Annotated in this window: 17 protein-coding genes; 9 read left to right on the top strand and 8 right to left on the bottom strand. The window is 71.9% G+C overall.

What is annotated here, in order from left to right:
* Positions 1–3 precede the first annotated feature (3 nt).
* Entirely contained in the window at positions 4–1,281 is a 1,278-nt protein-coding gene (locus ACFC0Z_RS21930; RefSeq protein ID WP_376440446.1) for an extracellular solute-binding protein, read from the bottom strand.
* 368 nt (positions 1,282–1,649) lie between these two features.
* Here ACFC0Z_RS21930 and ACFC0Z_RS21925 point away from each other — a divergent pair, with 368 nt between their 5' ends.
* Positions 1,650–2,720 (top strand): LacI family DNA-binding transcriptional regulator, encoded by a 1,071-nt coding sequence (locus ACFC0Z_RS21925; RefSeq protein WP_376440443.1) that lies wholly within the window; start codon positions 1,650–1,652, stop codon positions 2,718–2,720.
* A gap of 74 nt (positions 2,721–2,794) precedes the next feature.
* Positions 2,795–3,703, top strand: coding sequence for a phosphatase PAP2 family protein (locus tag ACFC0Z_RS21920; protein WP_376440440.1), 909 nt, complete (start codon positions 2,795–2,797; stop codon positions 3,701–3,703).
* On the opposite strand, the gene ACFC0Z_RS21915 is transcribed toward ACFC0Z_RS21920, so the two are convergent.
* Together ACFC0Z_RS21915 and ACFC0Z_RS21910 are read right to left on the bottom strand one after the other, a co-directional pair.
* On the bottom strand, positions 3,687–5,255 hold the full coding sequence (locus ACFC0Z_RS21915) for an amidohydrolase (protein ID WP_376440437.1): 1,569 nt from the start codon (positions 5,253–5,255) through the stop codon (positions 3,687–3,689). The genes ACFC0Z_RS21920 and ACFC0Z_RS21915 overlap by 17 nt on opposite strands.
* The gene (locus ACFC0Z_RS21910; protein ID WP_376440434.1) at positions 5,165–6,706 is read right to left on the bottom strand and encodes an APC family permease; all 1,542 of its coding nucleotides are present in this window, start codon (positions 6,704–6,706) and stop codon (positions 5,165–5,167) included. Before ACFC0Z_RS21910 ends, ACFC0Z_RS21915 begins: the two co-directional genes overlap by 91 nt.
* Positions 6,707–6,833: 127 nt before the next feature.
* On the opposite strand from ACFC0Z_RS21910, the gene ACFC0Z_RS21905 reads away from it, so the two are divergent.
* Positions 6,834–7,451, top strand: coding sequence for a TetR/AcrR family transcriptional regulator (locus tag ACFC0Z_RS21905; RefSeq protein WP_376440431.1), 618 nt, complete (start codon positions 6,834–6,836; stop codon positions 7,449–7,451).
* A gap of 34 nt (positions 7,452–7,485) precedes the next feature.
* On the opposite strand, the gene ACFC0Z_RS21900 is transcribed toward ACFC0Z_RS21905, so the two are convergent.
* Positions 7,486–10,518: a bifunctional [glutamine synthetase] adenylyltransferase/[glutamine synthetase]-adenylyl-L-tyrosine phosphorylase gene (locus ACFC0Z_RS21900; protein ID WP_376440429.1), complete on the bottom strand. Its 3,033-nt coding sequence runs from the start codon at positions 10,516–10,518 to the stop codon at positions 7,486–7,488.
* A gap of 278 nt (positions 10,519–10,796) precedes the next feature.
* Between ACFC0Z_RS21900 and ACFC0Z_RS21895 the strand changes: the two genes are divergently transcribed.
* Positions 10,797–12,938: a PIG-L family deacetylase gene (locus ACFC0Z_RS21895; RefSeq protein ID WP_376440427.1), complete on the top strand. Its 2,142-nt coding sequence runs from the start codon at positions 10,797–10,799 to the stop codon at positions 12,936–12,938.
* Positions 12,939–13,023: 85 nt separating this feature from the next.
* On the top strand, positions 13,024–13,455 hold the full coding sequence (locus ACFC0Z_RS21890) for a VOC family protein (RefSeq protein ID WP_376440424.1): 432 nt from the start codon (positions 13,024–13,026) through the stop codon (positions 13,453–13,455).
* 19 nt (positions 13,456–13,474) lie between these two features.
* Here the strand turns inward: ACFC0Z_RS21890 and ACFC0Z_RS21885 are convergent, their stop codons facing one another.
* Positions 13,475–13,963, bottom strand: a complete 489-nt coding sequence (locus tag ACFC0Z_RS21885) for a GNAT family N-acetyltransferase (RefSeq protein WP_376440422.1) — start codon at positions 13,961–13,963, stop codon at positions 13,475–13,477.
* Positions 13,964–14,032: 69 nt separating this feature from the next.
* On the opposite strand from ACFC0Z_RS21885, the gene ACFC0Z_RS21880 reads away from it, so the two are divergent.
* Positions 14,033–14,539, top strand: a complete 507-nt coding sequence (locus ACFC0Z_RS21880) for a GNAT family N-acetyltransferase (protein WP_376440419.1) — start codon at positions 14,033–14,035, stop codon at positions 14,537–14,539.
* 9 nt (positions 14,540–14,548) lie between these two features.
* On the opposite strand, the gene ACFC0Z_RS21875 is transcribed toward ACFC0Z_RS21880, so the two are convergent.
* From ACFC0Z_RS21875 to glnA, 3 genes are read right to left on the bottom strand one after another with little or no spacing between them, the layout of a single operon-like run.
* A complete protein-coding gene (locus ACFC0Z_RS21875) occupies positions 14,549–15,190 on the bottom strand; it encodes a DUF6461 domain-containing protein (RefSeq protein ID WP_376440417.1) in 642 nt (213 codons plus the stop codon).
* A 39-nt stretch (positions 15,191–15,229) separates the two neighbouring features.
* Positions 15,230–15,685, bottom strand: a complete 456-nt coding sequence (locus tag ACFC0Z_RS21870) for a hypothetical protein (protein ID WP_376440414.1) — start codon at positions 15,683–15,685, stop codon at positions 15,230–15,232.
* A gap of 5 nt (positions 15,686–15,690) precedes the next feature.
* A complete protein-coding gene (glnA, locus tag ACFC0Z_RS21865) occupies positions 15,691–17,052 on the bottom strand; it encodes a type I glutamate--ammonia ligase (RefSeq protein ID WP_376440411.1) in 1,362 nt (453 codons plus the stop codon).
* A 303-nt stretch (positions 17,053–17,355) separates the two neighbouring features.
* Here glnA and ACFC0Z_RS21860 point away from each other — a divergent pair, with 303 nt between their 5' ends.
* The 3 genes from ACFC0Z_RS21860 to ACFC0Z_RS21850 all read left to right on the top strand — a co-directional run bounded on the left by ACFC0Z_RS21860 (position 17,356) and on the right by ACFC0Z_RS21850 (position 19,169).
* Positions 17,356–17,745: a hypothetical protein gene (locus ACFC0Z_RS21860; protein ID WP_376440408.1), complete on the top strand. Its 390-nt coding sequence runs from the start codon at positions 17,356–17,358 to the stop codon at positions 17,743–17,745.
* 84 nt (positions 17,746–17,829) lie between these two features.
* Positions 17,830–18,507, top strand: a complete 678-nt coding sequence (locus tag ACFC0Z_RS21855; protein ID WP_376440405.1) for a DUF3105 domain-containing protein — start codon at positions 17,830–17,832, stop codon at positions 18,505–18,507.
* Between the two features lie 5 nt (positions 18,508–18,512).
* Positions 18,513–19,169, top strand: a complete 657-nt coding sequence (locus ACFC0Z_RS21850) for a DUF305 domain-containing protein (protein WP_376441294.1) — start codon at positions 18,513–18,515, stop codon at positions 19,167–19,169.
* Positions 19,170–19,241 lie beyond the last annotated feature (72 nt).

Here is a 19,241-nt window from a genome sequence, read left to right as displayed (position 1 = left end):
TTCTTACTTCCAGTCCTTCAGGAGCTTGCGGTAGGAGTCACCGATGGCCTTGGCGCCCTTGTCCGGGGTCGTCTGACCCGTGAGGACCTTGGCGTACTCGGTCTTGATGGGCTCGAAGAGGCTGCCGCCCTCGGGGATCCAGGGGCGCTCGACGGCCTTGTCGACGACCGGCTTGAAGAACTGGATCATCTCGTTGGTCGCGACGTCCGGCTTCGCGTAGACGGACTCGCGGGTCGGGAGCAGGCTGAGCTCCTTGGCGATCTGCGTCTGCGTCTCGACCGAGGTCATGTACTCGGTGAAGGCGTAGGAGGCGGCCATGTTCTTGGAGCCGGCGTAGATCGCGAGGTTGTGGCCGCCCTGCGGGGCGCCCTGACCGGCCGAGCCGGCCGGGACCGGGGCGATGCCCAGGTTCGCCTTGTCGGCGAACTCCTTGCCCGCGTAGGTGTCGGTGACGGCCCACGGGCCGTTGACGATCATCGCGACCTTGCCGTCCTTGAAGGACGCCTGCATGTTCTCCCAGCCGTTGGACGCGTCGGTGATCGCGGCCTTCGAGTCGACCAGGTCCTTGACGGTCGCGAGCGCCTTGACGCCCTGGGCGTTGTCGATCGTGACGGTCTTGGTGGAGGCGTCGACCATGTCGCCGCCCTCGCCGTACAGGAAGGAGAGGAACCAGTACGGGTCGTCGCCGCGGAGGTACAGGCCGGTCTTGCCGGTCTTCTCCTTGATCTTGGCGGAGACCGTCTTGAGCTCGGCGATGGACTTCGGGACCTCGACGCCGGCGTCCTTGAGGATCTTCTTGTTGTAGAAGAGGCCCATGGAGTCGATGACCTGCGGCACGGCGTAGGTCTTGCCGTCGAACTTCGTGGAGGCGGCGGCCTGCGCGAGGAAGTCGTCCTGACCCTTCAGCGCGGCGGTGCCGTCCAGCGGCTGGAGGTAGCCGAGGCTGGCGAAGTCGGGGGTCCAGGCGACCTCGGAGCGGATGACGTCGGGCGCGCCGGAGCCGGACTGGGCGGCGTTCTTGAACTTGTTCTGCGCCTCACCGAAGGGCACGTTCACGTACTTGACGGTGACCTTGGGGTGCTTCTTGGTGAAGTCCTCGGCGATCTTCTTGAAGACCTTGTCCTCGGAGCCGACCGTGGAGGTGTCCCACCAGGTGACGGTGCCGGAGAGCTCGCCGGAGGCCTTCTCGCCGCCGCCGTTGGAACCGCTGTCACTACCGCACGCCGCCAGGGTCACGCCCAGGGCCGCGACCAGCGCGGTGGCCGCTATGCCACGCCGCATGTGAACTCCTTCAGTGATCCCGGGATGACGAGGGGCTGGAACCTTCCTCATGCGACCGCTCCCTCGCGGCGCTCCGGGTTGCCAGGAACGTAACAGGGTTGAAAACTCGCCGAAAGACCTTGCGTGAAATTTCTGCAAGACACGGCGATCGTTACATCCACGTGTCTTGAAGGTTGCCGAATGGCCGGTTGACAGGGGTTCGAGCCGCCACTTCCGGCCGGATCCAGCCCCCCACCACCCTCCATCCACCTCGCGAGCCCGTCGCAAACCTTGCAAGACCTTGCGGAAGGTGCCCGAAACCCGGTTCCTGGAGCGCACTCGCGGCGTTCGGTGGGCAATACGCGCTGTGACCGGTACAGTCCACTCCCATGACCGCGCGGCTCGCCGACATCGCAGCCCAGGCGGGGGTCAGTGAAGCCACAGTCAGCCGCGTGCTCAACGGCAAGCCCGGTGTGGCCACCGCCACCCGCGAATCCGTCCTTGCCGCACTCGACGTGCTCGGCTACGAGCGTCCCGTCCGCCTGCGGCAGCGCAGCGCCGGACTCGTCGGCCTCATCACCCCCGAACTGGACAACCCGATCTTCCCCGCGCTCGCGCAGGTCATCGGGCAGGCCCTCACCCGGCAGGGGTACACCCCGGTGCTCGCCACCCAGACCCCCGGCGGGTCCACGGAGGACGAGCTCACCGACATGCTGGTGGAGCGGGGGGTGGCCGGCATCATCTTCGTCTCCGGCCTGCACGCCGACACCACCGCCGACATGACCCGCTACGACCAGCTGCGCGGCAAGGGCGTCCCGTTCGTCCTGCTCAACGGCTTCTCCCCCAAGGTCCAGGCGCCCTTCGTGTCGCCCGACGACCGGGCGGCGATGCGGCTCGCGGTGACGCACCTGGCCGCGCTCGGCCACACCCGGATCGGCCTCGCCGTCGGACCCAAGCGGTTCGTGCCGGTGCTGCGCAAGATAGAGGGCTTCCAGAAGGGCATGGAGGAGCGCTTCGGCCTCGCCTTCGAGGAGTCCGAGGCCCTGATCCAGCACTCCCTGTACACCCTGGAGGGCGGCCAGGCCGCCGCCTCGGCGCTCATCTCCCGCGGCTGCACCGCGATCGTGTGCGCGAGCGACATGATGGCGCTCGGCGCGATCCGGGCCGCCCGCCAGCAGGGCCTGGACGTCCCCCGGGACGTCTCCGTCGTCGGCTTCGACGACTCCCCGCTCATAGCCTTCACGGACCCGCCGCTGACCACCATCCGCCAGCCCGTGCAGGCGATGGGCCAGGCGGCCGTCCGCGCGCTCCTGGAGGAGGTCGGGGGCACCCCGGCCCCGCACTCCGAGTTCGTCTTCATGCCGGAACTGGTCGTCCGGGGCTCCACGGCCTCGGCTCCGTCCCCGGCCCCCGTATCCGCCGTCGCCCCTGGTCGGGACGGTTCCGGCACTCCTTCCTGAGGAGGAGCGGGTGCGCCCGGGACCCGACCGAGGGATGATCGGTCGGGGGGCGGGATCTGGCAAACTCTCTGCCTATGGGTGAAACGACCGTGAAGAGTTTGGACGACCGGACGACCCCGTCGTCACCCATCGGGGCCGACGGCAGGTTCGCACGCCTTCGCGCGCGCACGCCGCGGCGGCCCACGATCTGGTTCGAGATCCTGCTCATCGCGGTGAGCTACTGGACGTACTCCCTCATCCGCAACGCGGTGCCGGAGCAGAAGGCCCAGGCGCTCAAGAACGCGGACTGGATCTGGGGGACCGAGCAGTCCCTCGGTCTCGCCTTCGAGCACGCCGTCAACCACGCCGTGAACTCGGTGACCTGGCTGATCGTCTCGATGAACTACTACTACGCGACGCTGCACTTCGTCGTGACCATCGGTGTGCTCGTCTGGCTCTACCGCTGGCACCCGGGCCGTTACGCCGCGTTCCGCACGGTCCTGTTCGCCACGACCGGTGTGGCCCTCGTCGGTTACTACCTGTACCCGCTCGCACCGCCCCGGCTCATGACGAACATGGACTTCGTCGACACGGTCCTCGTGCACCACACCTGGGGCTCGATGGCCTCGGGCAACCTCAAGCACGTGTCGAACCAGTACGCGGCGATGCCGTCGATGCACATCGGCTGGTCGCTGTGGTGCGGCGTCACCATCTTCCTGCTGGCCAAGGCGCCCTGGGCGAAGATCCTCGGCCTGCTCTACCCGGCGTTCACGCTCGTCGTGATCGTCGCGACCGCCAACCACTTCTGGATGGACGCCCTCGGCGGCATGCTCTGCCTGGCCTTCGGCTTCCTCGTCTCGTACTTCTGGTACGGCTCCAGGCCGCACCGGCTGCCGAAGCTGGTCGAGCCGGTGCGGTCCGTGGGAGCGGTGGAGCGGAAGCCGAAGGCGAAGGCTCAGCAGGAGCAGGAGCAGGAGCCGAAGCAGGTCAGCTCCGGTACGTGATCCGGCCGCCGGAGACCGTGAGGCGGACGGGGGCCTGTTCGACCTCGTCCGCGGAGGCCTCCACCGGGTCGAGCGCGAAGGCCGTGAGGTCGGCCCGGTAGCCCGGGGCGATCCGGCCCGCGACCGCCTCCTCCCCCGCCGCCACGGCGGCGTGCGTGGTCATGCCCTCCAGGGCCATCAGGCCGGTGAGACCGTGCCGTGCCGAGGCCGCTCCGCGCGGGGCGCGGGCGGTGGCCAGGACCTGACGGGCGTCGTGGTGGGCGATGGGCCAGTCCGACCCGAGCGCGAGGTGCGCGCCGGCCTCCCGCAGGTCGCGGCAGCGCCAGGCGCGGGCCGCCCGCTCGTCGCCGAGCCGCTTCGACCACTCGTCGGTGCGGTCGGCGCGGGTGTACGCGGTGTGCGGCGGCTGCATGGAGGCGACGACGCCGAGGGCGGCGAAGCGGCCGAGCTGGGAGTCGGGGACCGTCTCGATGTGCTCGACGCGATGGCGGGGACCGCCCGTACCGAGGGATTCCACGGTGTCCAGGACGTGGCGCACCGCCGCGTCGCCGATGGCGTGGGTGGCGGTGCCGACGCCCGCGCGGTGGAGTCGGCGTACGGCAGCGGAGTACGTCTCCGGGTCCGGCCAGAAGGCGTCGGTGCCCTGGCCGTGGCAGTCGGCGTGCTCCAGCCAGGCGGTGCCGCCCTCGACGGTGCCGTCCATGAAGAACTTCACGCCGCCGATCCGCCACATCCGGCCGGCCCGCTCCTGGAGCCGTACGAGGGTGTCGAGCTCCTCGTCGATGGCGCCGGGCATGCACCAGGGGGCGAGGCGGAGGCGGAGCGGCAGGTCGCCGTCCTCCTCCAGGGCGGTGAGCAGGCCGGGGACGTCGTGGCCGCCGAGGTCCATGACGTGGGCGCCGGTGAGGCCGGTGGCGGCCATGTCGGTGAGCAGGGCGACGAGCCGGTCGCGGCGCTCGGCGAAGGACTGGGCGGGCAGGACCGGGGTGATCAGGTCCATGGCGGCGTGCTCGACGAGGTGGCCGGTGGGGCGGCCGTCGGCGCCGATGACGATCTCGGAGCGCTGGGTGAAGGCGCGGGGCCCGTCGATGCCCGCGGCCTTGAGGGCGGCGCCGCTGACGAGGGCGGAGTGTCCGTCGTAGAGGCGGAGGTGGGCCGGCGCGCCGTCGAGGACGTCCTCGATCAGGTCGCGGTGGACGGGCCGGCCGGCGAAGACGTTGTGGTCGAGGCCGAAGCCGAGGACCCAGCCGTCGCGGCGCTCGGCGGTCCGGAGGGCCGCGCGGAGCCCGTCGAGGTCGGTGACGGCGGACAGGTCGGTGCCGGTGAACATCTCCAGGCCCCAGACGGGGTGGCTGTGGGAGTCGGTGAGGCCCGGGGTGAGGGTGGCGCCGGCCAGGTCGACGGTCTCGGTGGCGGGGCCCGCCCAGTCGCGGGCCTCGGCGTCCGTGCCGACGGCGGTGATCACTCCGCCATGGACGGCGACGGCGGTGGCGCCGGTGAGCTCGGGGTCGCGGACGCGGGCGCCGACGAGGACGAGGTCGGGTGCGGGCATGAGGGGTCTGCTCCTTCTGTGGTGGGTTCGGCGGCGAAGCCGGCGTAGACCTCGGGGCGGGTGCGGCGCAGGCGGTACGCGAGGAGGAGGCCGAGGAGGAAGACGGCGGGGGTGAGGGAGAGGAGGACGGTGTTGACGGTGGGCGGGGCGCCGGTGAAGAGCCCGATGTTGGCGGCGACCAGGACGATCGCCCCGGCGAGCAGCAGGAACGCCGTGACGGGGGCGACGACCGTGCGGAGGATGCCCTCGCCGTGGTCGATCTTCCGGAAGTAGCAGGGCACGGCGAGCGCGGCGAGCAGCTGGAGCACCATCAGGCCGATCATGCCGGGGGTGTTCACCCAGAGCAGGAGCTGCTGGTACGGGTCGGCGCCGGCGAGCGCGAAGGCGAGGACGACGACGGCGCCGAGGACGGTCTGCGCGGCTCCGGCGAGGTACGGGGAGCGGTGGCGGGGGTGGACCCGGCCGAGGGCCTTCGGCAGCACGCCCTCTTCGGCGAGGGAGAGGGTGTAGCGGTTGATCGCGTTGTGGAAGGCGAGGAGGGAGGCGAGGACGCTGGTGACGATGAGGACGTGCATCAGGTCGGCGGCCCAGGCTCCGACGTAGGTGGTGATGGCGGCGAAGAAGAGGCCGGCGGGGTCGTCGGTGGCGGCCTGGACGACCTTGTCCTCGCCGAAGGCCTGGACGACGATCCAGACGACGAAGGCGTAGAAGAGGCCGAGGAACGCGACGGCCAGGTAGGTGGCGCGGGGGATGGTGCGCTCGGGGTTCCTGGCCTCGCGCCGGTAGATGACGGTGGACTCGAAGCCGGTGAAGGCGGCGAAGGCGAAGGCGAGGACGGCGCCCATGCCGCCGGTGAGGACGTTCCCGGGGGCGAGGCCGCCGAGGGAGAGGCCGTCGGCGCCGCCGTCGAGCAGGACGCCGCCGGCGAGGAGGACGAGGATGCCGGTCTCGGCGACGAGGAGGACGCCGAGGAGTTTGGCGCCGAAGTCGATGGAGCGGTAGCCGCCGTACCAGATGAGGAGGAGGCCGGCGAGGGAGACGGGGAGCCAGGGGACGCCGTGGCCGGTGAGGGCGGTGGCGGTGTCCGAGGTGGCGGAGCCGAGGAGCCCGTACACGCCGATCTCCATGCCGTTGTAGCCGAGCATGGCGACGAGGGCGGCGGCGATGCCGACCGGGCGGCCGAGGCCGCGGGTGATGTACGCGTAGAACGCGCCGGCGCTGCGGACGTGGCGGCTCATGGTGGTGAAGCCGACGGCGAAGACGGTGAGGGTGAGGCCGGCGAGGAGGTAGCCGACGGGGGCGCCGATGCCGCCGAGGAGGAGGGCGACGGGGGCGACGCCGGCCATGACGGTGAGCGGGGCGGCGGCGGAGACGACGAAGAGGGAGATGTCGGTGGTGGTGAGGGTGCCCGTTCTCAGTCCGGGATCGGGGGGCACTTCGGAAACGGGCATGGCGGGGAGAGCCTTCCGCGACAGGAAACCTAAAGGCTTTCGGTTTTGCGCAATGTAGCCTCGCCTTCGACGATTCGGGAAGACCTGACGAACATCCTCCGAACATCCGAACAGGGAGAGACGATCCATGGGCCGGCCGCGCAGACCCCTCCTCGACCTGGAGCGGATCACCACCACGGCCCTCGACATCGTCGACGAGCAGGGGGATTTCAGCGTCCCGCAGATCGCGCGGCGGCTCGGGGTGCAGACCGGCTCCGTCTACCACCATGTGGAAGGCCGGGACGGGATCGTGGAGCTGCTGCGCGAGCGGGTCTGCGCGGCGATCGACGGCGGCACCCTGGAGCTGACGCCCTGGGACGAGGCCATGGCCGCCTGGGCCCGCTCCTACCGCGCCGCCTTCGCCGCGCACCCGCGCGTGATCCCGCTGCTGATGGCCTCACCGGTCCGCGCGCCCAAGGTCCTCGCCCACTACGAACAGGCCGTCGGCCGCCTCCTGGACGCGGGGTTCGCGCTGCCGGACGTCATGCCGGTGATCATCGCCCTGGAGAACATCGTCCTCGGCTCGGCGCTGGACATGGCGGCGCCGGAGACCATGTGGGAGCCCGACGAGAAGGCCACCCCGCGACTGGCCCTCGCGCTCGCCGCACTCGCCGAGGGCCGCACCGACCAGGCCTTCGAGCTGGCGCTCACCGGATACCTGACGCGGGTGCGGGCCCTCCTGGAGAGCTACGACGCCAGGGCTTAGGAGGCAGGACGCCCTCCAAGGGGCGTCCTGCCTCCTAGGCGGCCCCGTAGAACAGCTCCTCGACGACGGCCCTGGCCCGGCGGGTGATCCGCCGGTAGTCGTCGACCATCTCGCCGACGTGGCCCGCCTCGTACCCCAGGTAGCGGCCCACCGCGGCCAGCTCGCGCGGGTCCGAGGGGAAGGTGTCCCCTGGGCGGCCGCGCACCAGCATCACCGCGTTGCGGACGCGGGTCGCGAGCACCCAGGCCTCGTCGAGGATCTGCGCCTCGTCCGTCGGCATCAGCCCGGCGGCGTGCGCGGCGGCGAGCGCCTCGCGGGTACGGGTGGTCCGCAGGCCCGGTTCGGCCCAGCCGTGCCGCATCTGAAGCAGCTGGACCGTCCACTCGACGTCGCTCAGACCGCCGCGCCCCAGCTTGGCGTGGAGCGTCGGGTCCGCTCCGCGCGGCAGCCGCTCGGACTCCATGCGGGCCTTGAGGCGGCGGATCTCGCGGATCGCGTCCTCGCCGAGCCCCTCCACGGGGTAGCGGAGCGGGTCGACGAGCTCGACGAACCGCTCCCCGAGGTCCCGGTCGCCGGCCATCGGCTCGGCGCGCAGGAGGGCCTGGCTCTCCCAGACGAGCGACCAGCGGCGGTAGTACGCCTCGTACGACTTGAGGGTGCGGACGAGGGGGCCGCTCTTGCCCTCGGGCCTGAGGTCGGCGTCGATGAGGAGCGGCGGGTCGGCGGTCGGCAGCTGGAGGAGCCGCCGCATCTCGGCGACGACCCGGTTCGCGGCCTTGGCGGCCTCCTGCTCGTCGACGCCCTCGCGGGGCTCGTGGACGAAGAGGACGTCGGCGTCGGAGCCGTACCCCAGCTCGTGCCCGCCGAAGCGGCCCATGCCGATGACGGCGAAGCGGGTCGGGAGGGTGTCGCCCCACTCGGCGCGGACGGCGGCCCGCAGGGCTCCGGCGATGGTGGCCGCGTTGAGGTCGGTGACGGCCTCGCCGACGCGGTCGACGAGGGCGCCGGGGTCGGGTTCGCGGGGGTTGTCCTCGGTGCCGTACGAGCCGATGAGATCGGCCGCGGTGGTACGGAACAGCTCCCGGCGGCGCACCCCTCGGGCGGCGGCGACGGCCTGCTCGGCGCCGTCCGCGCGGCCCACGGCGGCGAGGACCTCCTGTTCGAGGTGGTCCCTGGTGCGGGGCTTCAGCCCCTCGGGGTCGCCGAGGATGGCGACGGCCTCGGGGGCGCGGAGCAGCAGGTCGGGGGCGAGGCGGCCGGCGGACAGGACGCGGGCGAGGTTCTCGGCGGCGGCGCCCTCGTCGCGGAGGAGGCGCAGGTACCAGGGCGTCTTGCCGAGGGCGTCGGAGACCTTCCGGAAACCGAGGAGACCGGCGTCCGGGTCGGCGGAGTCGGCGAACCAGCCGAGGAGCACGGGGAGCAGCGTCCGCTGGATCGCGGCCTTGCGGCTGACGCCGGAGGCGAGGGCCTCCAGGTGACGCAGGGCGGCGGCGGGGTCGGCGTACCCGAGGGCTTCGAGGCGCTGTCCGGCCGCCTTGGGGCTGAGCCGGATCTCGCCGGGGGCGAGCTGGGCGACGGCATCCAGCAGCGGCCGGTAGAAGAGCTTCTCGTGGAGGCGGCGGACGACGGACGCGTGCCGCTTCCACTCCTTGTTCAGCTCGGCGACGGGGTCCGTGCGCAGGCCGAGGGAGCGGCCGAGGCGGCGCAGGTCGGCCTCGTCCTCGGGGACGAGGTGGGTGCGGCGCAGCCGGTACAGCTGGATGCGGTGCTCCATGGCGCGCAGGAAGCGGTAGGCCTCGTCGAGCTGGGCGGCGTCGGCGCGGCCGACGTACCCGCCGGCGGCGAGGGCGGCGAGCGCGTCGAGGGTCGTGCCGCTGTGGAGGGTGGCGTCGCTGCGGCCGTGGACGAGCTGGAGGAGCTGGACGGCGAACTCGACGTCCCGGAGGCCGCCGGGGCCGAGCTTGAGCTCGCGCTCGACCTGCGCGGCGGGGATGTTGTCGACGACCCGGCGGCGCATCTTCTGGACGTCGGCGACGAAGTTCTCGCGCTCGGCGGCCTGCCACACCAGCGGGGAGACGGCGTCGATGTACTGGCTGCCGAGATCGGGGTCGCCCGCGACGGCGCGGGCCTTGAGGAGGGCCTGGAACTCCCAGGTCTTCGCCCAGCGCTGGTAGTAGGCGAGGTGGGAGGAGAGCGTGCGGACGAGGGGGCCGTTGCGGCCCTCGGGGCGGAGGTTGGCGTCGACGGGCCAGATGGTGCCCTCGACGGTGGTCTCCGAGCAGATCCGCATGAGGTGGGAGGCGAGCCGGGTCGCGGCCTGGATGGCCTTGCCCTCGTCGGCGCCTTCCACGGGCTCGCCCACGAAGATGACGTCCACGTCGGAGACGTAGTTCAGTTCGTGGCCGCCGCACTTGCCCATCGCGATGACGGCGAGCCGGCACTGCGCGGCGTCGGCGGGCGCGGCGGTGCGGGCGATGGCGAGGGCGGCGCGGAGGGTCGCCGTGGCGAGGTCGGCCAGCTCGGCGGCGGTCTGGGCGACGTCGGTGGTGCCGCAGACGTCCCGTGCCGCTATGGCCAGGAGGCAGCGGCGGTAGGCGACGCGGAGCGCGACCTCGTCGGTGGCCTCGGCGAGGCCGTGCTCGAACTCGGCGACGCCCGGGTGGAGGTCGGCCGCCTCGTACGTGACGAGGGTCTCCCAGTCGCGGTGGTGACGGGCCAGGTGGTCGGCGAGCGCCTCCGAGGAGCCGAGCACGCCGAGGAGCCGGTCACGGAACGGCTTGGCGGAGAGCAGCGTGGTGGTGAGGGTCTGCCGCTCGGTCTCGGGCTGGGCCTCGACGAGACGGACGAGGCCCCGGAGGGCGAGGTCCGGGTCGGCGGTGGCGCCGAGGGCCTCCAGGAGGACGGCGTCGCCACGGAGGGCGGCCAGCTCGGGGACGTCGAGCAGCTTCTCCGCCTCCGAGGGGTGGGTGAACCCGTGGCGGAGGAGACGGGTGAACGTACTGCTCCTGCGTCCTGGCGCACGTCCCGGCTCGCGTCCCGGTTCGTGTCCCGGCACAGGTCCCGGCACCGACATTCCGCGGCTCCCTCCGAGCGTGTCCGTCCGGGGACGGCCCCGGAAGGACCCCGGGGGCGACCCGGGGGATCGAGCCTATCCGGCGCGGGGGGCGGGGGTGTTCAGGCCTGCGGATCGTATGGGATCACACGTGACGTCTCGCACAATCGTCGCTTATAGGACGGAATGAACCCGCATCCTTGAAACTTCGTCTTGCTGTTCGACCTGCTGCTCGTCCTGCTGTCTGTCCGTACACCCCTCGGGGTCCTTCTCCTGAAAGCACGCCCTCGCCGATGCCCGTCAGCCGCCGTACCTCTCCCCCGTCCCGCCGCCGGGTCCTCACGACCGTCGGGACGGCCGTCCTGGTGGCGGGCACGTTCGCGGGACTGCTGTCGGTGACGGCGAATCCGGCGGAGCGCGCGACTTCTCCGAGCACTCCGACCCCTTCGGTCACCCCGACCACCGCGGGCACTCCGACCCCTTCGGGCACTCCGGCCCCTGCGGCGTCCCCGGCGCGGGCCGCGCACCAGCGGGCCTCGGTCCTCCAGGTCGTGGCACACCCGGACGACGACCTGTTCTTCATGAACCCCGACGTCTCCCAGTCCCTGCGCTCCGGCAGCCCCCTGACCGCCGTCTACCTCACCTCCGGCGAGTCGGACGGCGTGAACGCGGCCAGGCGCGGGGCGGTCGAGCCCGACAAGGCGGGGTACGCCGAGGCCCGGCAGAACGGCATACGCGCCGCGTACGCGGAGATGGCCACCGGGGACCGTACGAGCCCCTGGGACCGGACCACGATCCCCACGGCCGGCGGGGCGAGCGCCGAGCTGGACACCCTGCGCGCGGAGCCGCACGTCTCCCTGGTGTGGGTGCAGCTGAAGGAGGCGGGGTCGACCAACGGCGACAGCCCGCACAGCCTCAACGGCCTGTGGCACGGCCGGGTCCCGGCGCTCGCCTCGCAGCGCGCCGCCGGAACGCCCGTCGCGGAGGACTTCACGTACACGAAGGACCAGGTGGTCGACGTGATCACCGGGCTCCTGGAGCGGTTCCGGCCGACCTTCGTACGGATGCAGGACCCGTCCCCCGGCACGTACCCGGAGACCGGGAAGCTCCGTGACCACCAGGACCACCTGTACGGGGCGCGGTTCACGCAGGCCGCCCTCGACCGGTACGCGCGCATACCCGGGCACCCGCACGTCGGCGTGCAGAACTACCTCGGCTACCCGACGACGACGCTGCCGCACACCCTCGACCCCGAGACCTCGGGCGAGAAGCTGAAGACCGTGAAGACGTACTCCTGGCTGGACCGGGTCAACGACTGCGGGACCGAGGCCGGCTGCGGCGACCTGAAGGTCGCGGTGCGGCCCACCGGCGCGGGCTGGACCTCGACCGTGCGGTACGCGCGCGGCACCTCCACGAGCTGGGTCCAGCGGGACCGGACCGGCGCGCTCCACGCCTTCTCCGTCCTCGACGGGCGGCTCGCGACCTGGCGGAAGCCGGCCGGCGAGTCCGCCTGGCACGGCCCGGAGCTGCTGGCCGGCGGCGGCCTCGACAGCGGGATCACCTCCGTGCTGCGCCCCGACGGCCGGATCGCCGTCTTCGGGACCCGTACGACGCTGGGCGACGACCCCGCCGACTACCGGCGCGAGGTCGTGACCGCCGAGCAGACGACGGCGGGCCCGGAAGGCTCCTTCGGCCCGTGGCGCTCCCTCGGCACGCCCGAGCGGAACGACGCGGCGGGCACCTCGGACATCAGCGCGCCCGCCGTGACCGTGGGCCGCGACGGGCGGGCGACGCTCGTCCTGCGCGACAGCGCGCACCGGCTCACGGCGCGCGAGCAGGGCGCGGACGGCGCGTGGGGGCCGTGGCGGACGCTCGGCGGGGCCGACCTGTACGGGGACCCGGTGGCCGCGACGGACGCCTCCGGTCGCGGCCACGTCTTCGCCGGCACCCCGAAGACCGTCCTGGTCTGGGCGGCGGAGCGCCCCGGCGGACCGCTCGTCGGCCCGACCCCGACGGGCCTCCCGCCGACGACCCTCGCGCTGAGCGCGAGCCCGGTCACGGGCGCGGACGAGGGCGCGGCCGGGGGTGGGGACGCGGGCGCGGCCGGGGGCGTACGGCTCTGGTTCCGCAAGCCGTCCTCCGGCGACCTGCGGAGCGCCGCCTTCTCGGGCACGGGCCTGGTCTCGCCCTACCGGGAGCTGACCGGCGGCGTCGCGGGCTTCGGCCCGGTCAGCGGCGCGACGGGCGGCGAGGGCATGCTCGCGGTCCGCTCCCGCACGGGCTTCCTCGCGACGGCCCCGATGGGCCGCGGCGGGACGCGCCCCCAGTGGACCCTGGAGGGCTTCCTCTTCTCCGGCGCGCCGGACGCGGGCCGGGAGGGCGTGGCGGCGATCGGCCTGGACGGCCGGCTGCACTGGACGCCGGCGAACCGCTGAGGTTTGCGCGTCGGGATGCGGTCCACGGGCCCGATGGGCGACGGTGGTACTTCCCTCCACCTCATCTCTCGCGAGGAGCAAACCGATGAACTGGACGCTGGAAGTCGTCCCCGTCCCCGTGACCGACATGGACAAGGCCAAGGAGTTCTACGGGGAGAAGTGCGGGTTCACGATCGATCTGGACGACGAGGTGGCGCCCGGCATGCGGATCATCCAGGCGACGCCGCCGGGCTCGCGCTGTTCGATCGCGATGCTGAGCGGCATGCCCACGATGCCCGGCACGAAGGAGATGCCGCCGGGCAGCCTGCACGGCCTCCAGCTCTGCGTCACGGACATCGAGGCGGCGCGCGCGGAGCTGGTGGGCCGGGGTGTCGCCGTCTCCCCCGTGATGCACGTCGGCGAGACGGGCTGGGAGGACGGCAAGGGCGACACGTGGAACTCGTTCATGACGTTCGAGGACCCCGACGGCAACGGCTGGGTGGTCCAGGAGGCCCCGTCGGAACTGACGGAACGCTGAGGCCCCGGCACGACATCCGCTAGAACCGGAGGGCGAAGTACCGCAGCGTCTCGTCCTCCCCCACACACGGCATACCGGCCGCCTCCATCACCCGATGGGAGTCCGGATTGGTCAGGTCGGCGTCCCCCTTCACCCCGGAGGCGCCGGCCCGCCGGGCCAGCTCGATCAGCGCGCGCAGGGCCTCGGAGGCGTACCCCTTGCCGCGCGCCCCCGGCGCGAGCCCGTACCCGACGGTCGCGACCCCGGTCTCGTCCGGCGGCCCGTGAAACCCGATCCCGCCGACGACGACCCCGTCGAGCCGTATCTCGTAGTGCCGGAACACCCCCGGATCGCCGTGCCCGGCGACCTTCGCCAGAAACCCGGTGAGCGCCCGGACGTCCCCGTCCCGGGGATACCCCTCGGCCCACCGGTCCCCCTCTCCGGGTTCCTGGGCGACGACCCGCTCGGCGGCCTCGACGGTGACGGGGTGCAGGAGAAGCCGCTCGGTGGCGACGGATTCGATCTTCATATGCGGGCAGTGTGCGGCTTTCCCGCCCCCCGGGCAACGGAATTCCGTGGTCAGGGCAGAGTGGGAGCCATGCCGACCTACACGACGATGCCGTACCACCTGGAGACCGAGCGTCTGATCCTGCGGCCGTGGGCCGAGTCCGACGCCGAGGAGTTCTGCGAGCTGCTCGCCGAGCGGGGCAAGGGGAAGCCGCCCGTCGACCGGATCCGGAAGGCCATCGGGGAGATGCTCGCCGCGACGGAGGAGAACGGGATCGCCCTCCTGCCGATCCAGCGCCGGGAGGAGGGCGACTTCATCGGCTACTGCGGGCTGATCGTCGGCCGCGCCACGCTCGAAGAGCCCGAGATCGCGTACGAGTTGTTCCAGCACGCCCACAACCGGGGGTACGCCACCGAGGCGTCCCGCGCGATCGTCGAAGCGGCGGCGGCGACCGGGCGCACCCGCCTCTGGTCCACCGTGGGCACCTGGAACGAGCCGTCGCTGCGGGTCCTGGAGAAGCTCGACTTCACGCGGGACCGGGTGACGGTGGAGGGCGAGGCGGGCGAAGTGGCCTGGCTGACGCGGACGTTGCCGTAGCGGCGGCGGTCAGTCCGTTTCCAGGACGACGGACGGGAGTGCGTCGTCCAGGACGCGGACCCTGGGGAGGTCGAGGCCGAAGTGGGCTTCGAGGATCTGGAGGGTCGCGCGGTGGACCTCCCGTTGGGGGATCACTTCCGAGGGGAGGCCGGCCGCGGTCAGCAAGTCCTGCACCTTTGATGCCACTTCGGGGTCGCCGTCCACGCCCGCGGAGCCCCACGAGCCGTCCAGGTGGAGGTTGAAGCCGCACTGGTGGCGGTCGTCGTGGAAGTAGTGGAAGAACGGCGGGACCGGCTTGCCGTTCGTCTCCTCGAATTCGAGGTGGAAGACGTGGGCGCCGTCGCGGGAGACGGGGGTCAGGTCCTCGAACTCGCCCTGCCAGAGGCCGTACATGACGGCGTAGACCCAGTCGCCGTCCTGGCCGACGCGGAGGGCCGGGTCGTCGACGTCGCCCCCGTACTCGTCGTCCAGTTCCTCGATCAGCTCCACGGAGGTGAGGTCGCCGAGCGGACGGGGGGTGCGGTCGTCGTACGTCGCCCGCGCGAGCCGGGCCACCAGCTCGTCCGGGGTCAGGCCGCGCGCCAGGACGACGCCGTAGCCGCCGTAGGCGATGGACTGGGGGGCCGCGAGCCAGGTTATTCCGTCGGTCATGGCGGTCATTGTGGCCCGGGGGTCTGACAGTCCGCCCGTTCAGGACGTGCCGCCGCCGCGCCCGCCCCGGGACGCCCAGCGGCGGAGTCTCGCCGTGTTGCGGAGGTTGTGAGCCCGCATGCTCTCGGGTCCGGACTCCGACACCGCGAACGCCATGATCGGCGTCCACCGGCGTCGGCCGGACGGTGTGGTCCAGCGGACGGCCGGGAAGTCCGTCACCGAGGTGACGGACTCGCGCGGTATCGTCCGCGTCCGCAGGTAGCCCCGGACGACGAGCCGGTGGGCCTCGTACCGGACGCGGAGGCGGTAGCCGCGTACGGCGAGGACACCGCAGGCGGCGAGGACGGCGAGGAGCGCCGCCGTCACCCGCCATCCCTCCGCCCACGCCTCCGGCAGGGAGACGAGGGTGGCGATGGCGGGCGCGATGCCGAGGCCCGCGTTGCCGACCCGGTGGAGCGGCCTGGGGGTCAGGTTCGTTCCCGGGCGGGCGGCCATCTACCTTACAGAACCGGGAGGTTCTTGCGCAGTTCGAAGGCGGTGACCTCGCTGCGGTACTCCTCCCACTCCTGCTTCTTGTTGCGCAGGAAGAAGTCGAAGACGTGCTCGCCGAGGGTTTCCGCGACCAGTTCGCTCTTCTCCATCAGGGCGATCGCCTCGCCGAGGTTCTGCGGGAGCGGTTCGATGCCCATCGCGCGGCGTTCCGAGTCGGAGAGGGCCCAGACGTCGTCGTCGGCGCCGGCCGGGAGTTCGTAGCCTTCCTCGATGCCCTTGAGGCCGGCGGCGAGGAGGACCGCGTACGTCAGGTAGGGGTTGGCGCCGGAGTCGATGGAGCGGACCTCGACGCGGGAGGAGCCCGTCTTGCCGGGCTTGTACATGGGGACGCGGATGAGGGCCGAGCGGTTGTTGTGGCCCCAGCAGATGTACGAGGGGGCCTCGCCGCCCGAGCCGGCCGTGCGGGAGGAGCCGCCCCAGATGCGCTTGTACGAGTTGACCCACTGGTTGGTGACGGCGGAGATCTCGCCCGCGTGCTTGAGGAGGCCCGCGATGAAGGAGCGGCCGACCTTGGAGAGCTGGTATTCGGCGCCCGACTCGTAGAAGGCGTTCCGGTCGCCCTCGAAGAGGGAGAGGTGGGTGTGCATGCCCGAGCCGGGGTAGTCGGAGAACGGCTTCGGCATGAAGGTGGCCTGGACGCCCTGTTCGAGAGCCACCTGCTTCATGACCAGGCGGAAGGTCATGATGTTGTCGGCCGTCGAGAGCGCGTCGGCGTAGCGGAGGTCGATCTCCTGCTGGCCGGGGGCGCCCTCGTGGTGGGAGAACTCGACCGAGATGCCCATCGACTCCAGCATGGTGATCGCCTGGCGGCGGAAGTCCATGCCCACGTTCTGCGGGGTGTGGTCGAAGTACCCGGAGTTGTCGGCGGGCGTGGGGCGCGTGCCGTCGAGGGGCTTGTCCTTCAGGAGGAAGAACTCGATCTCGGGGTGGGTGTAGAAGGTGAAGCCGAGGTCCGAGGCCTTCGCCAGGGTCCGCTTGAGGACGAAGCGCGGGTCCGCGTAGGACGGCGAACCGTCGGGCATGAGGATGTCGCAGAACATCCGGGCCGTGCCGGGGGCCTCCGCGCGCCAGGGCAGGATCTGGAAGGTGCCCGGGTCGGGCTTGGCGATCATGTCCGATTCGTATACGCGGGCGAAGCCCTCGATCGCGGAGCCGTCGAAGCCGATGCCCTCGTCGAAGGCCTGCTCAAGCTCGGCAGGTGCCACGGCCACCGACTTCAGGAAGCCCAGAACGTCGGTGAACCACAGGCGCACGAAGCGAATGTCGCGCTCCTCGAGCGTACGGAGCACGAATTCCTGCTGCTTGTCCATTTCCACACCCATCCTCGCTGGTCAGGCCGCCTGCTCCCACCGCCTCCGGTGCATCGGGGGGCACCTGAGCATCCCACCACATGGTTTCGCGCACGTTGCGTACCCATACTGCCTGCTCGGCTGTGACACAGGTAACGGGGGAGCCGGGGGGAATGTCGGGTTCCGTCCGTTGGAGTCCCCTGCTCCACCCCCTCGGCCCGTACGGGTTCGTACCCCGTTCGGCCCACAGGGGCCCCTCGCCCACTACGATCTCGGCCCATGGGGGCCCCGCGGCTCGTACGCCTGTTCCGACATGCGCGTCCCATGGCACTGGCGAGTGCCGTGGCGACGCTCCTCGCCGCGCTCTTCGTCTGTCTGGGGAGCGTGGACCCCGGGGACCGGGACCATCACGGGGAGACCACGGAAGCCACGGAGACCACGGAGTCCACGCAGGCCGCGTCCGCGACGTACGACGTCCGGGCCGTCGCCGTGACCGCGACCGGTGAGTACGTCTGCCCGTACGACCGCGGCCGCTGCTCCCTCCTCCCCTCCCTCTCCCCCGCGGTGCTCAGCGCGCCCCCGCTCGACTCCCCGCTCCACGCGGCCGGCGGTCACCCGCGCCTCGACCCGGCCTCCGCAGCCGGTCCCGCGCACCTCTCCGGCGCCCAGCCCCGGGCGCCGGACCTGCACGTCCTTCAAGTTCTCCGGACGTAGCGGAAGCGGAAACGGTTCATCCACCGCCCTCCGCACGTCTTGTACCGGACTTTCCCTCCCATACCCCAGAAGGACGACACCACCATGGCCGCCAACCGCTCCTCCACCGCCGACCGCCGCGCCCGAATAGAGGAGATGCGCCGCGCCGAGCAGGCCCGCGAGCGCCGCTCCCGCCTCATCACCCTCGGCATCTCCGGCGTCGTCGTCCTCGGCCTCGTCGGCTTCGGCACCTTCGTGCTGATGAAGAAGTCGGACGAGCAGGACGCCAAGGACGCCGCCGCCAAGGCCCCCATCGCCGGCGAGAAGACCTGGGACGCGAAGAAGCTCGGCCGGAACCACGTCGAGACCGCCGTGAAGTACGACATGAAGCCGCCGGTCGGCGGTGACCACAACCCGGTCTGGATGAACTGCGACGGCGTCGTCTACGACAAGGCCGTCGCCGACGTGAACGCCGTCCACTCCCTGGAGCACGGCGCCGTCTGGGTCACGTACAACAAGCAGGCCGACCAGGCCGACGTGAAGAAGCTGGCCGAGAAGGTCGGCAAGACCAAGTACTCGCTGATGAGCCCGGTCGACGACCAGTCCGGCAAGATCATGCTCTCCGCCTGGGGCAAGCAGGTCACCGTCGACGGCGCCTCCGACCCGCGCGTCGACGCCTTCTTCACGAAGTACGTCCAGGGCCCGCAGACCCCCGAGCCGGGTGCCGCCTGCACGGGCGGCCTCGACGGGTCCGGTCAGGGTGGCACCGGGATGGGGCAGTGACCCCCCTGAGCGCCGGTGAGCCCGGGGGTACGGAGACGGTGCGCAGGCCCGACCGGACCCGCTGGGCCGCCGCCACCGCCGTCGCGCTCGCGCTGCTCTTCGCCGGGGGCGCCGTGACCGTCGCCTCCGCGGAGCGCGACGAGGCTCCCCGTACCCCGGCGACGGACTCCGCCGACGCCGGGTTCGCCCGGGACATGGCGGTCCACCACCAGCAGGCCGTCGAGATGTCGTTCATCGTCCGGGACCGGACGAAGGACGAGGCCGTCCGCCGGCTCGCGTACGACATCGCCAACACGCAGGCCAACCAGCGGGGCATGATGCTCGGCTGGCTCGACCTGTGGGGGCTGCCCAAGTTCGAGTCCGGGATCGAGCCGATGGCCTGGATGGGGATGCCGAGCGAGTCCTCGGACGGGGCGGTCATGCCCGGCATGGCCACCAACGCCCAGCTCGACGCGCTCCGCAGGGCGAGCGGCCGGGACGCCGAGGTCCTGTACCTCCAGCTGATGACCGCCCACCACAAGGGCGGGGTCCACATGGCCGAGGGCTGTGTGAACCGGTGCGTCCCCGGGGTCGAGCGCGATCTCGCGCAGGGCATGGTCGACGCCCAGAAGTCCGAGATCCTGCTGATGGCGGACATGCTCAAGCAGCGCGGAGCCGCCTGACCAGGCCCCCTCGCGGCGCGCGACGGCCCCCGTGACCCCTGCGGTCGCGGGGGCCGTCGCGCGCCCACAGAA

This window comes from Streptomyces sp. NPDC056144 (assembly GCF_042264145.1).
Taxonomy (GTDB): domain Bacteria; phylum Actinomycetota; class Actinomycetes; order Streptomycetales; family Streptomycetaceae; genus Streptomyces.
The sequence above is the reverse complement of the archived record's forward strand: the minus strand, read 5'-3'. Positions and strand labels throughout refer to the sequence as shown.

What these genes read in the sequence shown, in the direction of transcription:
- ACFC0Z_RS21875 (WP_376440417.1), bottom strand. Translation starts at nt 15,190, where the DNA reads ATGACCGACGGAATAACCTGGCTCGCGGCCCCCCAGTCCATCGCCTAC.
- ACFC0Z_RS21915 (WP_376440437.1), bottom strand. Translation starts at nt 5,255, where the DNA reads ATGCCCGCACCCGACCTCGTCCTCGTCGGCGCCCGCGTCCGCGACCCC.
- ACFC0Z_RS21910 (WP_376440434.1), bottom strand. Translation starts at nt 6,706, where the DNA reads ATGCCCGTTTCCGAAGTGCCCCCCGATCCCGGACTGAGAACGGGCACC.
- glnA (WP_376440411.1), bottom strand. Translation starts at nt 17,052, where the DNA reads ATGGACAAGCAGCAGGAATTCGTGCTCCGTACGCTCGAGGAGCGCGAC.
- ACFC0Z_RS21880 (WP_376440419.1), top strand. Translation starts at nt 14,033, where the DNA reads ATGCCGACCTACACGACGATGCCGTACCACCTGGAGACCGAGCGTCTG.
- ACFC0Z_RS21855 (WP_376440405.1), top strand. Translation starts at nt 17,830, where the DNA reads ATGGCCGCCAACCGCTCCTCCACCGCCGACCGCCGCGCCCGAATAGAG.
- ACFC0Z_RS21860 (WP_376440408.1), top strand. Translation starts at nt 17,356, where the DNA reads ATGGCACTGGCGAGTGCCGTGGCGACGCTCCTCGCCGCGCTCTTCGTC.
- ACFC0Z_RS21885 (WP_376440422.1), bottom strand. Translation starts at nt 13,963, where the DNA reads ATGAAGATCGAATCCGTCGCCACCGAGCGGCTTCTCCTGCACCCCGTC.
- ACFC0Z_RS21925 (WP_376440443.1), top strand. Translation starts at nt 1,650, where the DNA reads ATGACCGCGCGGCTCGCCGACATCGCAGCCCAGGCGGGGGTCAGTGAA.
- ACFC0Z_RS21930 (WP_376440446.1), bottom strand. Translation starts at nt 1,281, where the DNA reads ATGCGGCGTGGCATAGCGGCCACCGCGCTGGTCGCGGCCCTGGGCGTG.
- ACFC0Z_RS21870 (WP_376440414.1), bottom strand. Translation starts at nt 15,685, where the DNA reads ATGGCCGCCCGCCCGGGAACGAACCTGACCCCCAGGCCGCTCCACCGG.
- ACFC0Z_RS21905 (WP_376440431.1), top strand. Translation starts at nt 6,834, where the DNA reads ATGGGCCGGCCGCGCAGACCCCTCCTCGACCTGGAGCGGATCACCACC.
- ACFC0Z_RS21890 (WP_376440424.1), top strand. Translation starts at nt 13,024, where the DNA reads ATGAACTGGACGCTGGAAGTCGTCCCCGTCCCCGTGACCGACATGGAC.
- ACFC0Z_RS21895 (WP_376440427.1), top strand. Translation starts at nt 10,797, where the DNA reads ATGCCCGTCAGCCGCCGTACCTCTCCCCCGTCCCGCCGCCGGGTCCTC.
- ACFC0Z_RS21920 (WP_376440440.1), top strand. Translation starts at nt 2,795, where the DNA reads ATGGGTGAAACGACCGTGAAGAGTTTGGACGACCGGACGACCCCGTCG.